The organism is Pantoea sp. XAF26B01_ASV70 (genome assembly GCF_054512635.1).
In genome coordinates this window covers 1,262,056-1,274,845 of record NZ_CM137251.1, presented here as the reverse complement: position 1 = coordinate 1,274,845, position 12,790 = coordinate 1,262,056, and the positions used below count along the sequence as shown (strand labels likewise).

At 54.7% G+C, this 12,790-nt stretch carries 11 protein-coding genes and 2 tRNA genes; 8 read left to right on the top strand and 5 right to left on the bottom strand.

Going from position 1 to position 12,790, the window contains the following annotated elements:
• The first annotated feature begins 61 nt into the window (after window positions 1–61).
• Window positions 62–1,732, top strand: a complete 1,671-nt coding sequence (locus ACX8ZY_RS06155) for a sensor histidine kinase (protein ID WP_010257859.1) — start codon at window positions 62–64, stop codon at window positions 1,730–1,732.
• Window positions 1,729–2,457 (top strand): LytR/AlgR family response regulator transcription factor, encoded by a 729-nt coding sequence (locus ACX8ZY_RS06150; protein ID WP_033769736.1) that lies wholly within the window; start codon window positions 1,729–1,731, stop codon window positions 2,455–2,457. The genes ACX8ZY_RS06155 and ACX8ZY_RS06150 overlap by 4 nt, the downstream gene beginning before the upstream one ends.
• A 157-nt stretch (window positions 2,458–2,614) precedes the next feature.
• Here ACX8ZY_RS06150 and glk read toward each other — a convergent pair whose 3' ends face one another.
• On the bottom strand, window positions 2,615–3,580 hold the full coding sequence (glk, locus tag ACX8ZY_RS06145; RefSeq protein WP_010257856.1) for a glucokinase: 966 nt from the start codon (window positions 3,578–3,580) through the stop codon (window positions 2,615–2,617).
• A 160-nt stretch (window positions 3,581–3,740) separates the two neighbouring features.
• Window positions 3,741–5,393, bottom strand: a complete 1,653-nt coding sequence (ipdC, locus tag ACX8ZY_RS06140; RefSeq protein WP_421665275.1) for an indolepyruvate decarboxylase — start codon at window positions 5,391–5,393, stop codon at window positions 3,741–3,743.
• Between the two features lie 219 nt (window positions 5,394–5,612).
• Between ipdC and mgrA the strand changes: the two genes are divergently transcribed.
• Both mgrA and ACX8ZY_RS06130 read left to right on the top strand, forming a co-directional pair.
• On the top strand, window positions 5,613–6,602 hold the full coding sequence (gene mgrA / locus ACX8ZY_RS06135) for an L-glyceraldehyde 3-phosphate reductase (RefSeq protein WP_033788118.1): 990 nt from the start codon (window positions 5,613–5,615) through the stop codon (window positions 6,600–6,602).
• 172 nt (window positions 6,603–6,774) lie between these two features.
• Window positions 6,775–7,170, top strand: a complete 396-nt coding sequence (locus ACX8ZY_RS06130) for a DUF2502 domain-containing protein (protein ID WP_010257849.1) — start codon at window positions 6,775–6,777, stop codon at window positions 7,168–7,170.
• Window positions 7,171–7,453: 283 nt separating this feature from the next.
• On the opposite strand, the gene ACX8ZY_RS06125 is transcribed toward ACX8ZY_RS06130, so the two are convergent.
• On the bottom strand, window positions 7,454–8,695 hold the full coding sequence (locus ACX8ZY_RS06125) for an Nramp family divalent metal transporter (protein WP_010257845.1): 1,242 nt from the start codon (window positions 8,693–8,695) through the stop codon (window positions 7,454–7,456).
• Between the two features lie 369 nt (window positions 8,696–9,064).
• On the opposite strand from ACX8ZY_RS06125, the gene ACX8ZY_RS06120 reads away from it, so the two are divergent.
• Entirely contained in the window at window positions 9,065–10,255 is a 1,191-nt protein-coding gene (locus ACX8ZY_RS06120; RefSeq protein WP_010671371.1) for a NupC/NupG family nucleoside CNT transporter, read from the top strand.
• Between the two features lie 326 nt (window positions 10,256–10,581).
• Here the strand turns inward: ACX8ZY_RS06120 and ACX8ZY_RS06115 are convergent.
• Both ACX8ZY_RS06115 and ACX8ZY_RS06110 read right to left on the bottom strand, forming a co-directional pair.
• Window positions 10,582–10,657, bottom strand: a tRNA-Ala gene (locus tag ACX8ZY_RS06115).
• A gap of 44 nt (window positions 10,658–10,701) precedes the next feature.
• Window positions 10,702–10,777: transfer RNA gene (locus ACX8ZY_RS06110), tRNA-Ala, on the bottom strand.
• A 359-nt stretch (window positions 10,778–11,136) separates the two neighbouring features.
• Here ACX8ZY_RS06110 and ACX8ZY_RS06105 point away from each other — a divergent pair.
• From ACX8ZY_RS06105 to ACX8ZY_RS06095, 3 genes are all read left to right on the top strand, one after another.
• A complete protein-coding gene (locus ACX8ZY_RS06105) occupies window positions 11,137–11,925 on the top strand; it encodes a formate/nitrite transporter family protein (protein ID WP_010257841.1) in 789 nt (262 codons plus the stop codon).
• 111 nt (window positions 11,926–12,036) lie between these two features.
• Entirely contained in the window at window positions 12,037–12,390 is a 354-nt protein-coding gene (locus tag ACX8ZY_RS06100) for a YfeC-like transcriptional regulator (protein ID WP_010257838.1), read from the top strand.
• A gap of 24 nt (window positions 12,391–12,414) precedes the next feature.
• Entirely contained in the window at window positions 12,415–12,768 is a 354-nt protein-coding gene (locus ACX8ZY_RS06095) for a YfeC-like transcriptional regulator (RefSeq protein ID WP_010257835.1), read from the top strand.
• Window positions 12,769–12,790: the final 22 nt, after the last annotated feature.

The following is a 12,790-nucleotide window of genomic DNA, read 5'->3' as shown; positions in this document are numbered from 1 at the left end:
ATTTTTTATCATAGAGGCACTTTCCATTGCCGACGAGTCGCCTGTGTCCTCCCACTTCACGATGTTACTGGCAGTATTTGACCGCGCCGCCCTGATGCTGATCTGCCTGTTCTTCCTGACACGCACCCGCCCGTTTCGTCAGCTGCTGCAAAAAGATGAACACACCCGTGCGGAGAAAGTAGCCGTTACTGCCATCTTTTCCCTGTTTGCGCTGTTCAGTACCTGGTCGGGTGTCGATGTCGATGGTTCACTGCTGAATGTGCGGGTCATCGCCGTGATGGCGGGTGGCATTCTGTTTGGTCCCTGGGTCGGGATCGCCACCGGGGTTATCGCCGGTCTGCACCGTTTTCTGATCGATATTCACGGCGTGACCTCCGTGCCCTGCCTGATTACCAGCATCATTGCCGGTATCGTCGCGGGCGGTATTAATCGCCGGGTACTGAAAGAGCACCGCTGGCGTGCCGGTATCGTCGGCGGCATGCTCTGTGAAGCCCTGACGATGTTGTTGATTGTTGTGTGGGCGCGCCCCACCTCACTCGGGCTGGCGATTGTGTCGGAAATTGCCCTGCCGATGATCCTCGGTGCCTCCAGTATCGGCATCATTGTACTGCTGGTGCAGAGCGTCGAGGGGGAAAAAGAGGCGATTGCCGCCCGCCAGGCCAAGCTGGCGCTGGAGATCGCCAATAAAACCCTGCCGCTGTTCCGTCAGGTGAACAGCGACTCGCTGCGCAACATCTGTGACATTATCCGACGGGAGATCAAAGCCGATGCGGTGGCGATGACCGATAAAAAACAGATTCTGGCCTACGTCGGCTATGGCGAACATAATTATAAACATGGGGATGATGGCATCAGCCCCACCACGGCGCAGTCGATCGCCAGCGGTAAAATTATCATTAAGAACAACGATGAAGCGCATCGCACCAAAGATATTCACTCCATGATTGTGATCCCGCTGTGGGAGAAAGGCAAAGTCACCGGCACGCTGAAAATCTACTATCGCCGCGCACACCGTATTACCGGCTCGCTGAAGGAGATGGCGATCGGCCTGTCACAAATCATCTCAACCCAGCTTGAAGTGTCGCGTGCCGAGCAGCTGCGCGAGATGGCTAATAAAGCGGAACTGCGTGCGCTGCAAAGTAAAATAAATCCTCATTTCCTGTTCAACGCCCTGAATGCTATCTCCTCTTCTATCCGGCTCAATCCCGATACCGCCCGCCAGCTGGTGATCAACCTGTCACGCTATCTGCGCTACAACCTGGAACTGAACGACGATGAGCTAATCGACATCCGTAAAGAGCTGTGGCAGGTGAAAGATTACATCGCCATCGAGCAGGCCCGGTTTGGCGATAAGCTGACGATGATCTATGACGTCGATGAGGATCTCCATTTTCTGCTGCCGAGTCTGCTGATCCAGCCTCTGGTGGAGAATGCCATTGTCCATGGCATCCAGCCCTGTAAAGGCAAAGGCGTGGTGACGCTGAGCGTCCGGGATCTGGGCGATCAGGTGCGGATCTCGGTGCGGGATACCGGCCAGGGCATCAGTGACGAAGTGATAGCACGGGTGGCACGCAACGAGATGCCCGGTAATAAAATCGGCCTGCTCAATGTGCATCATCGGGTAAAACTTTTGTCGGGTCAGGGATTGAATATCGTGCGGCATCAGCCGGGCACCGAGATTTCCTTTACGCTGAGTAAGAATGGCCAGCGCCTGGCGGAGAATCTGTTATGAAAGCCATTATTGTGGAAGATGAATTCCTGGCGCAGCAGGAGCTGAGCTGGATGATTCAGCATCACAGCAAAATCGAGATTGAAGCCTGTTTTGACGATGGTCTGGACGTGCTGAAGTACCTGCAACAGCATCGGGTTGATGTGATTTTCCTCGATATCAACATCCCCTCACTGGATGGCATGCTGCTGGCACAGAATATCCATCAGTTTGCCCACAAGCCACTGATTGTCTTTATTACCGCGTGGAAAGAACATGCGGTGGAAGCGTTTGAGCTGGAGGCGTTTGACTACATTCTCAAGCCCTATCAGGAGTCGCGGATTGTTACCATGCTGAACAAGCTCGAAGCCACAGCGCAGGCGCAGCAGGCGGTCAGCCATCTCAGCGCCACGCCCGCGCCGCAGACGGTCAACCTGATCAAAGATGAGCGCATTATCGTCACTGACGTGAATGATATTTACTACGTTGAGGCGCATGAGAAGCTGACCTTTGTTTATACCCGGCGCGAATCCTACGTGATGTCGATGAATATTACCGAGTTCTGTTCACGCCTGCCGGAACAGCAATTTTTCCGCTGCCACCGCTCTTTCTGCGTCAGCCTCAGCAAGATTCGTGAAATCGAGCCGTGGTTTAACAACACCTATCTGCTGAAGCTGCGCGATCTGGAGTTTCAGGTGCCGGTCAGCCGCAGTAAGGTGAAGCAGTTTCGACAGCTGATGCGCCTGTAGCGCAGGAGGGCTAAAGGCCTGTTCAGAAAGGGGGATGGCGAAGCAGGAGAGCAGCAAAAAGTCCGGGGGGATTTCCCGATCCTGCCCCGCTAAAGCAGGCCGATCGGGAAAATCGCTCGCGCGCAGAATGGCAGTACGCGCGCGAGGTAAAACAGAATCAGATTTCGCGACCCAGCGTCTGGCGCAGATGCGCGCCCGCGCCCAGCAGGCCAGGCTGGTCGTGCGTAATCATATAGACCGGGATGCTGGCAACATAGTCGCGGAAGCGGCCTTTATCTTCAAACGCCGCGCGGAAACCCGACGACTTAAAGAACTCCAGGAAGCGTGGCACGATGCCACCGGCAATATAGACACCACCAAAGGTGCCGAGATTCAGCGCCAGGTTGCCGCCGAAACGGCCCATGATGACGCAGAACATTGACAGCGCGCGACGGCAGTCGGTGCAGCTGTCATCCAGCGCACGCTGGCTGACATCTTTCGGCTTCAGGTTTTCCGGCACGCGATTATCCACTTTAACAATCGCACGATACAGGTTAACCAGACCGGCACCTGACAGCACACGTTCCGCTGAAACATGGCCCAGTTCTTCGCGCAGCACTTCCAGGATCTGATCTTCTTCTTCGCTGTTGGCAGCGAAGTCGACATGACCGCCCTCACCTGGCAGGCTGACCCAGCGCTTGTCCACATGCACCAGATGGCTGACGCCTAATCCGGTGCCGGCACCATAAATCGCGATAGGTTTATCTTTGACTGGCTCTGTACCGCCAAACTGAATCACGTTTTCGGCGGTCAGCATCGGGATCGCCATAGATACCGCAGTGAAGTCGTTAATGATTTCCAGGTGTTCAAAACCGATGTTCTCTTTGAGCTTGCGCGTGGAAAACGCCCAGTCATGGTTGGTCATTTCAACCCAGTCATCGGTAATCGGGCAGGCAATGGCAATACAGCCATCTTTAACGTCCTGCTGTTGTTCATCAAGATAGTGGCGGATGACGGCTTCGAGGCTGTCGTATTCTGATGTTGAGAATGTTTTGGCCTGGGTGATGCTGCCGCTTTCCACCTCACACAGGGCGAGGCGTGCGTTAGTACCGCCGACATCGCCGACCAAGGCATAGGTTGTCATTCTTCTGTTGCTCCGCTTGGGGTCTTAAGAGTTGGAGGACACTATAAAATTCTGCCCATAAAACAACAACGCTCACCGGTGCGATTGGTGAGCGTCTTACTCAGGTGTGCTACAGCCTAACCGCGATAGTCCACCCTGCACAGCGGCAACTATCTGAATCTTAGCCGCCGTTGCGTTGATTCAGGCAGGCGGTGACTTTTCGTAGCAGTGGCGGCAAATCCTCTTTCTGCATGACGACTTCAACCAGAGAGAGCCACTTCGGCTCTGAGAGTCGCGCCATCACTTCCTCTAACTGCACCGTTTCACTGATACGCCAGCTCTGCGCCTGGCCCTGCAGGCTAAGGGCGTGCGGTAAGGCCGTCCAGTTCCACTGGGCAATATCATTGTAACGTTGTGTTGCGCCATGAATCGCCCGTTCGACGGTATAGCCTTCATTATTCAGCAAAAAGAGTATCAGTCGCTGCTGGTCACGCAGCATCGAACCCAGTTCCTGAATTGTCAGCTGCGCCGAACCGTCCCCGATGATCAGGATAACCCGGCGATCAGGATCGGCAGTCTGCGCGCCAAATGCTGCCGGAAGAGTATAGCCGATTGATCCCCATAATGGCTGAACCACCAGCTGCGCCTGCGAGGGCAATCTTAACGCGGCGGCCCCAAAGGCGGCTGTCCCCTGCTCGGCCAGAATAAGGTCGCCGGGTTGCAGGAATGCCTGCATCGCCTGCCAGAACGCCTGCTGGCTGATCACCGCCGCCGGTTCTGCAGGCTGCGCGGCGGGCGGCGTGGCACCGGGTTGCCACTGCTGGCCATAGCGTTCAAACAGCGGCAGCAGTTCGCTCAGCGCATCCGCCATCGACAGTGGCGCAAAACGTTCACCGCCCACGCTGGCGCTGAGGGGCTGCAGATCAATCAGCCGCTCAGGGTTAAACTGCTGCGTGAAGCCTGCAGTAATGGTGTCGGTAAATCGCACCCCGACGCAGATCGCCACATCCACCTGCTCGATCTGTTCGCACACCTGACCTGCGCTGGCCTCACCGGCATAGGTACCGACGTAACCCGGCTGCTGTTCATCCAGAACCCCCTTGCCCATCAGCAGGCTGGCACAGGGAATCGCACACTGTTCACGCAGCGCGGCCAGTGCGGACTGCTGCTGCCAGCGCAGCGCAAGAAAATCGGCCAGCAGTGAAACCCGCTGCGCCGGTGCCAGCAAACGTTCCGCCGCGTCGCTGAAAGCGCGACGCGCAGCGGGCGAAGAGGATTGATGACTGTTCAGGGGCTGCGCGGGTGGCTGCACCTCCATGGCCGCCACGTCGACGGCCATCGACAAATAGCCGGGACGACGGGTCTGCAGCGCACTGACGATCACCCGATCGATCTCAGCCGTGGCGTTGTCGGCGGTAAGCTGTGCCGTTGCCGCACTGACTTCTGTGGCCATGCGGATAAAATGCTGGAAATCGCCATCGCCTAGCGAATGATGAACACAATCCCCCTGCAACTGGGCCTGTGTCGCAGGCGCGCCAACGATATGGATCACCGGCAGATACTCGGCATAACTGCCCGCAATGCCATTAATCGCGCTGAGCTCGCCCACACCAAACGTGGTCAATAGCGCTCCCGCGCCGTTGCAGCGTGCATAACCGTCTGCCGCATAGGCTGCGTTAAGCTCATTAGCGCAGCCTACCCAGCTGATGGCCGGATGGGCGATGACGTGGTCAAGAAATTGCAGGTTATAGTCGCCCGGCACGCCAAACAGATGCTTTACACCAATCTCCTGCAGACGGGTCAGCAGGTAATCTCCAACAGTGAACGTGGACATTGCGCATTCCTTTCAGGGAAGAGTCGGGTTAAGTATCTGACAGAGGATGAAATTAGCGAGGCGTGCCGCTATTTTAGCCAGCCGCAATGGCTGGAAAGGCGACGTTACGCTGGCGGAATATTCTGTAAAAATGCGAATTGCAGCGCGCTGTCACTGAGTGTAACCGTATACACTGATAGACTTTTGGCACATATCCCCGTTTTTACCCAGGAGCGCTGAATGTCCCTTTTCCCTCATCCCGATCGCTATCAACAGATGGAATATCGCCGCAGCGGCCGCAGCGGAATCAAACTGCCCGCCATTTCGCTGGGACTGTGGCATAACTTTGGTGACAGTACCCGGGTCGATAACAGCCGTGAGCTGCTGCGTCATGCGTTTGACCTTGGCATCACGCACTTCGACTTAGCCAACAATTACGGTCCACCCCCTGGCTCAGCCGAAGAGAACTTCGGGCGTATTCTGCGGGAAGATTTTCGTGCCCATCGTGATGAGCTGATCATCTCCACTAAAGCGGGCTATACCATGTGGCAGGGGCCTTATGGGGATTGGGGTTCGCGTAAATATCTGGTCGCCAGTCTGGATCAGAGCCTGAAGCGAATGGGGCTGGAGTATGTGGATATTTTCTATCATCACCGTCCCGATCCGGAAACCCCGCTGGAAGAGACGATGCGCGCCCTGGATCATGTGGTGCGCCAGGGCAAAGCGCTTTACGCTGCCCTTTCAAACTATCCGGCCGATCTCGCCGCCGAAGCGATAGCTATCCTGCGCGATCTAGGCACCCCTTGTCTGATTCACCAGCCGCGCTATTCGATGTTTGAACGCACACCTGAGCAGGGATTGATTCAGACGCTGGGCGATGCGGGCGTCGGCTGTATCGCCTTCTCTCCGCTGGCAGGCGGCGTGCTCACCGATCGCTATCTGCAGGGCATTCCGGAAGATTCGCGCGCGGCCAGCGGCAGCAAGTTCCTGAATGAGAACCAGCTGACGGATGAGAAGATGGAGAAGGTCCGCAAGCTTAATGCTATTGCGCAGCAGCGCGAACAGAAGCTGGCGCAGATGGCGCTGGCGTGGGTGCTGCGCGATGAGCGTGTGACTTCAGTGCTGATTGGGGCCAGTAAAACGGCCCAGATCGATGACGCGGTGGCGATGCTCGCTCGCCGTCAGTTCAGCGACAGCGAGTTAGCGGCGATTGACGCGGCGCTGATGTAACGATTTTAGCGCCCGGCTGAGGCCGGGCGTTTTCTGCGCCAGAATAGTCTCAAACCCCTTTCTCTCCCCAATTTCCTCACAATCTTCCGACACAATGATGCGGTAACAACAGCAATACGCAGGCATAATCGCTGCGCCGCAACAGCATCAGACTGTTGATGAGGAGAAGAAAATGAAAAGAGCCCTTATTTTTGCTGCCCTGCTGGCCCTGTTGTCGCCGCTGGCACACCACACAGCCCAGGCCTCCAGTGCCTCTATTACTCTGGCCCCCGGCGTCACCCTGAATCTTGGCGATCGCGATCGCCGTGGCTATTACTGGGATGGTGGTCGCTGGCGTGAACCGCGCTGGTGGAACGACCGCTATTCTTACAACGAACGCCGCTGGTGGCGACACGAAGAGTGGCGTCGTCAGCAGCAGTGGGAGCGCGAACGCCGCTGGCATGAGCGCGACCGTGAGCGTCGCTGGGAACATCAGTATCGCCGCGATCGTGATCGTGGCTGGGATCATCATGACCGTCGTGGTCCTGACCATCGCGGTCCAGACCATCACGGACACGATCGCCATTAATAAAAACGCCCGGCAGAACCGGGCGTTTCAGACAACACAAAGACTTCAATCAGTGTGATTCTGGCCGCAACGCATAAACTCAACGCGCAGGGAACACGGTCAGAAGAGGAAAGCGTCCCGCGCCAGGACGGCGCGGGCCGAGCATGTCATGGATGACGGATTTTGCGTCTTTCCGATCTGACCGTGTTTCCTGCGCTGGCTCGGTATCACTGCGAACCTGGCCAGACGTTGCCAACAAGAAAATGCCCGGCATAGCCGGGCGTTTTCTTGTTTACCATAACCGCTACAGCCCCAGCGCTTCACCCACCAGCAGGTAAAGATTCAGCGTAATCACCAGCAGCACGATCAGTCGCCCGGTATTCTGCATCAGACGCGAGTTAACCATATCATCGCCCATCAGCTCGCGGTTGCCGGTAAAGGAGAGCAGCGGAATCAACGCCAGCGCAATACCAAAACTCAGCAGCACCTGACTCATTACCAGAACCCTTGTCGGGTCCCAGCCGGCCCAGATGACAATAAAAGAGGGCAGCATGGTGACGGTTCGGCGCACCCACAGGGGAATATGGAAGTGGATAAAGCCCTGCATCACCACCTGCCCCGCCAGCGTACCGACCACCGTTGAAGATAATCCGGCGGCCACCAGGCTCAGACCAAACACCGTCGCCGCCGCCTGACCTAACAGCGGTTGCAGCGTCAGATAGGCCTGATCGAGTTCAGCGATTTTACTGTGGCCGCTGAAGTGAAACGCCGCTGCGGCGGTCGCCATCATTGCCAGGTTAACAAATCCGGCGATGGTCATGGCAATCGCCACATCCAGTTTAGTTGAGGAGTACCGCTGACCTTTGCTGTCCTCACTTTTACCCTGCGTCAGCGCGGAGTGCAGGTAAATCACGTGCGGCATAATGGTCGCACCCAGCACACCCGCCGCCAGGAATACGGCATCCGACGTTGGTAACGCGGGCAGCGCCATGCCGATCACCAGCTCTTTGACACTGGGTTGTGAGAAAAAGAGTTCAACGATATAGGCCGCCGCCACAAACAGCAGCAGTCCGCCAATCACCAGCTCCAGCGGCTTTTGCCCCCGGCTCTGTAACATTAATATCAGGAACGTGGCGATGCCGGTCAGCACCGCGCCCTGCATCAAAGAAATGCCGAGCAGCAGTTTGAACCCCAGCGCGGCACCGATAAATTCCGCCAGGTCAGTGGCCATGGCGATAATTTCCGCCTGCACCCAGTAAAACCAGACGGCGGGCCGGGGAAAACGATCGCGGATGTGTTCAGCGAGGTTTTTGCCGGTAGCGATACCCAGCTTGGCTGACATCAGCTGAATCAGCATGGCCATGATGTTGGCCCATACCACCACCCACAGCAATTTGTAGCCGTAAGCAGCGCCCGCCTGAATGTTGGTCGCAAAGTTGCCCGGATCGATATAGCCGATAGCGGCGATAAAAGCGGGCCCCAGTAGTGCGAGTTTGACTTTTCTGACTCCGCGAGCGGCGCGCTCGGCGGTACGACTTTCAAACATATCCGGTACCCTGTCTGAACATTTGCCTGCCCCGGCAGCTTAGGGGTTAGCAGGTGCAAGTGAAATTCGTTTATTGTTATCGGTGTAATAGATGCTGCTATAAAGTATAGCCATTGCTATACATTACAGTAAAGGATGTGATTGCTAAAAATGTGAGCAATAGTGTCACTTTACGCCCGGTGTAAAATTCAGACAATAATTATGTGGTTATCTGAAGTGAAGTATTTGTAAACAGGACGTGATCTCTGGAACTTTTCTGGAAAATATAACGATAGCGAATACTTATATTGTGGTTCAGATCTCGTTTTTAAGTAACGCGTTACATAGAATACGCAACAAAATACAACCCTCCTCAAATTTGGAGCAACCATGTCCCATATTTTGCAATTTCTTTTAGCACTGGTGGTGGTCGGGATACTCGCCTTGCTGGTTAGTCACGATCGTAAAAGCATTCGCATTCGCTACATTATACAGCTACTGGTGATTGAAATTGTGCTCGCCTGGTTCTTCCTGAACTCAGAAGCGGGACTCGGTTTCGTCAAAGGATTCGCGGGCTTCTTTGACCATCTGCTGAAGTATGCCGCTGAAGGTACTAACTTCGTCTTTGGCAACATGAGCGACAAAGGTCTGGCCTTCTTCTTCCTTAACGTATTGTGCCCTATCGTCTTTATCTCTGCGCTGATCGGTATTCTGCAGCATTTCCGTATCCTGCCATGGGTGATTCGCGGTATTGGTACCGTACTGTCGAAAGTGAATGGCATGGGAAAACTGGAATCTTTCAACGCCGTGAGTTCTCTGATACTGGGACAATCAGAAAACTTCATCGCCTATAAAGATATCCTGGGCCAAATGTCACAGCGCCGCATGTACACCATGGCCGCGACCGCGATGTCGACCGTATCGATGTCGATCGTCGGCGCCTACATGACCATGCTGCAGCCGAAGTATGTAGTCGCCGCGCTGGTGCTCAACATGTTCAGCACCTTTATCGTGCTGTCGCTGATCAACCCTTATCGTGTAGAAAACGAAGAAGATCTGCAGTTGCAGGATCTGCACAAAGGCCAGAGCTTCTTTGAGATGCTGGGCGAGTATATCCTGGCCGGTTTCCGTGTCGCGATTATCGTTGCCGCCATGCTGATTGGTTTTATCGCGCTGATTTCAGGTCTGAATGCGCTGTTTGATCTGATCTTCGGCATCTCCTTCCAGGGCGTTCTCGGCTTTGTCTTCTATCCGTTTGCCTGGGTGATGGGCGTGCCTGCTGGCGAAGCGTTGCAGGTCGGCAGTATTATGGCGACCAAGCTGGTGTCGAATGAGTTTGTTGCCATGATGGATCTGCAGAAAATCGCGGGTCAGCTGTCGCCACATTCAGAAGGTATTCTTTCTGTGTTCCTGGTCTCGTTCGCTAACTTCTCTTCTATCGGCATCGTGGCCGGTGCGATTAAAGGTCTGAACGAAGAACAGGGCAACGTGGTTTCCCGCTTTGGCCTGAAGCTGCTGTACGGCTCTACGCTGGTGAGCGTGCTTTCCGCCGCTATCGCCGGTCTGGTTCTGGCGTTCTAAGCACGGTTCTGCGCACTACTCTAAGCATCAAAGGGCGAGCAGGTCTCGCCCTTCTCTTTCTGCTCTATCGTTGCTCTGCTTCCCGCTGATTCCACTTTCCTGCGTTACCTCTTTCATTGCACATGTCACATCTGCATTCAGATCGTGCACGAGAGGCGGCACAACGTCCTGCAAACAGCATCGGATGTCATGACAGGTTATGCCGGTTAATAACGCAATTAAGCGTGCGCAGCAGCGTGAATAGCAAAGCAATAGCGTTGGGATCCGCAGCAACTGGCGAATAAGAGATTAATCAGAAAGGATTTTGACAACGGCGTGTCAGAAAATGGTGGAGATAAGCGGGATCGAACCGCTGACCTCTTGCATGCCATGCAAGCGCTCTCCCAGCTGAGCTATACCCCCACATCTGGAATCGTTTTTCAGTGCCAAACTTTTGGGAAGAAGTTTGGTGGAGCTAAGCGGGATCGAACCGCTGACCTCCTGCATGCCATGCAGGCGCTCTCCCAGCTGAGCTATAGCCCCGAACCGAAAAACTGTCGCGTTAAGCGACGGACGGCATAATATGAAACCCCCTCCGGGGTGTCAACGGCAAAATGACATTCTCTGTTTGATCGCTGAAAAAGGCGGCAACCTGCGAAGTTTCAGCAGCATGCTGCAGGGGAAAATCGTGTCTGTTCATACAGGACCGTTTTTTAACTGTTATTCAGTCTGCCGTCAGGTTAATTCACGGTTAAATATGTTATAGGAATTTTCTTGTCTTCGGCTTTTTCGCATGCAAAACTTAGCCCGCTAATTTAGTGGTACCCGGGACCCTCTCCCGCGCACCACGCGTCCACCAGGCGTTATCGTCCCATTAATCATAAAAAAACTACTGAGATACTATGTCGCTGCATACACCTAAAGAAATCGCACAACTGGCGATCCAGTCAGGCGTGGCTAAAAGCCGTGCACCTGTCAGCATCCTTCTGATTCTCGGCTTTATGGCGGGCGCATTTATTGCGACCGGCTTCCTGCTGGATCTTCACGTGATCAACACCCTTCCCGCTGAATGGGGCTCTTTTGGTGGCCTGTTAGGTGCCGCGGTCTTCCCGGTGGGGATCATCATGACCGTGCTGGCGGGTGGTGAACTGCTGACCGGTAATATGATGACCTTACCGGTGGCCTGGTTCGCCCGTCGCATCAGCTTTATGAGCGTGGCGCGCAACTGGTTCTGGGTTACCCTGGCTAACTTTCTCGGCAGCGTGGCTGTCGCCTGGTTCTTTGGTCACATGCTGGGTATGACCGAGGGCGATTACCTGAAGAAGACCGTTGCTATCGCTTCTGCAAAAGTCCACGCTGATTTCCTGCACGCCTTTATTTCCGGCATCGGCTGTAACTGGCTGGTTTGCCTGGCGGTATGGCTGGCTTTTGCCAGTAAAGATGTGGTCGGCAAGATCTTCGGCATGTGGTTCCCGGTGATGGCATTTGTGGCCATTGGCTTCCAGCACGTTGTCGCTAACATGTTTATTATTCCGGCCGCCATTTTTGCCGGTCAGATGAGCTGGGCAGAGTACTTCCCTAATTTTATTGCCGTCTTCTCAGGCAATGCCGTGGGTGGTGCCGTGTTCGTTGGTCTGGCCTATTTCCTTGCATTCCGCCCTGCCGCTGAACCCGCCAGTAATCCTCAGTAATGATGTTTTGCCTTTTGTCGAGAGACAAAAGGCAATTTCAGCTTCAGTTACTTTCACCCGTTACGTTTTGCTGTAATATGTCCTGCTAATGTATTAATCAGGGACTGCATCGTGAAAAAGGAATGGCTTACCCCCGAAGAGCTGGCTGCAGAGACGGGTTACAGTCGGCAAACGGTGAATAAATGGATCAAGCGGGAAAACTGGACGACCACGCCGAAGCCCGGTGTGCAAGGCGGTAAAGCCCGATTGATTCACATTGATGAGCGCGTGAAAAGTTTTATTCAGTCGACCCGTAACCTTAACGAGCCGACGGCAACTTATGGCACTCCGTCTAATTCATTACCTGCGTTATTAATAAGTTCCGTCCAGCAAATGACTCAGGACGAGCAGGATCAATTCACTGCACTAATCTTACGCGAAGGTATCAAGGGCGTTTTGCAGCGACTGGGAATCAGCGAAGAGTAAGGTGTATTTATCAGGGAAGGTATGATGAAAAAGGAATGGTTAACACCCGAAGAACTCGCCTCAGAGACGGGCCTGAGCCGACAGACAGTGAACAAATGGATTAAGCGCGAAAACTGGACCACCCTGCCCAGACCCGGCATTCAGGGCGGCAAGGCGCGATTGATTCATGTCGATGATCGCGTAGAAAAATTTATCCATTCGACGCGTAGCCTGCACGAACCCGCCGCAATGTATAGGGTTCCGGCAGATTCACTGACGGCACTGTTAGTAAATGCGGTTCCGCAAATGAGTCAGGCTGAACAGGAGCAGCTGTCAGCGCTGATATTACGGATAGGTATTAAAGGCATGTTGCAGCGTCTGGATATCACTGAAGAGTAAAAACCGGAAGCGCGAAGCTTCC

What these genes read in the sequence shown, in the direction of transcription:
- ACX8ZY_RS06120 (WP_010671371.1), top strand. Translation starts at nt 9,065, where the DNA reads ATGTCCCATATTTTGCAATTTCTTTTAGCACTGGTGGTGGTCGGGATA.
- glk (WP_010257856.1), bottom strand. Translation starts at nt 3,580, where the DNA reads ATGACAACCTATGCCTTGGTCGGCGATGTCGGCGGTACTAACGCACGC.
- ACX8ZY_RS06095 (WP_010257835.1), top strand. Translation starts at nt 12,415, where the DNA reads ATGAAAAAGGAATGGTTAACACCCGAAGAACTCGCCTCAGAGACGGGC.
- ACX8ZY_RS06155 (WP_010257859.1), top strand. Translation starts at nt 62, where the DNA reads ATGTTACTGGCAGTATTTGACCGCGCCGCCCTGATGCTGATCTGCCTG.
- ACX8ZY_RS06105 (WP_010257841.1), top strand. Translation starts at nt 11,137, where the DNA reads ATGTCGCTGCATACACCTAAAGAAATCGCACAACTGGCGATCCAGTCA.
- ACX8ZY_RS06150 (WP_033769736.1), top strand. Translation starts at nt 1,729, where the DNA reads ATGAAAGCCATTATTGTGGAAGATGAATTCCTGGCGCAGCAGGAGCTG.
- mgrA (WP_033788118.1), top strand. Translation starts at nt 5,613, where the DNA reads ATGTCCCTTTTCCCTCATCCCGATCGCTATCAACAGATGGAATATCGC.
- ACX8ZY_RS06125 (WP_010257845.1), bottom strand. Translation starts at nt 8,695, where the DNA reads ATGTTTGAAAGTCGTACCGCCGAGCGCGCCGCTCGCGGAGTCAGAAAA.
- ipdC (WP_421665275.1), bottom strand. Translation starts at nt 5,393, where the DNA reads ATGTCCACGTTCACTGTTGGAGATTACCTGCTGACCCGTCTGCAGGAG.
- ACX8ZY_RS06130 (WP_010257849.1), top strand. Translation starts at nt 6,775, where the DNA reads ATGAAAAGAGCCCTTATTTTTGCTGCCCTGCTGGCCCTGTTGTCGCCG.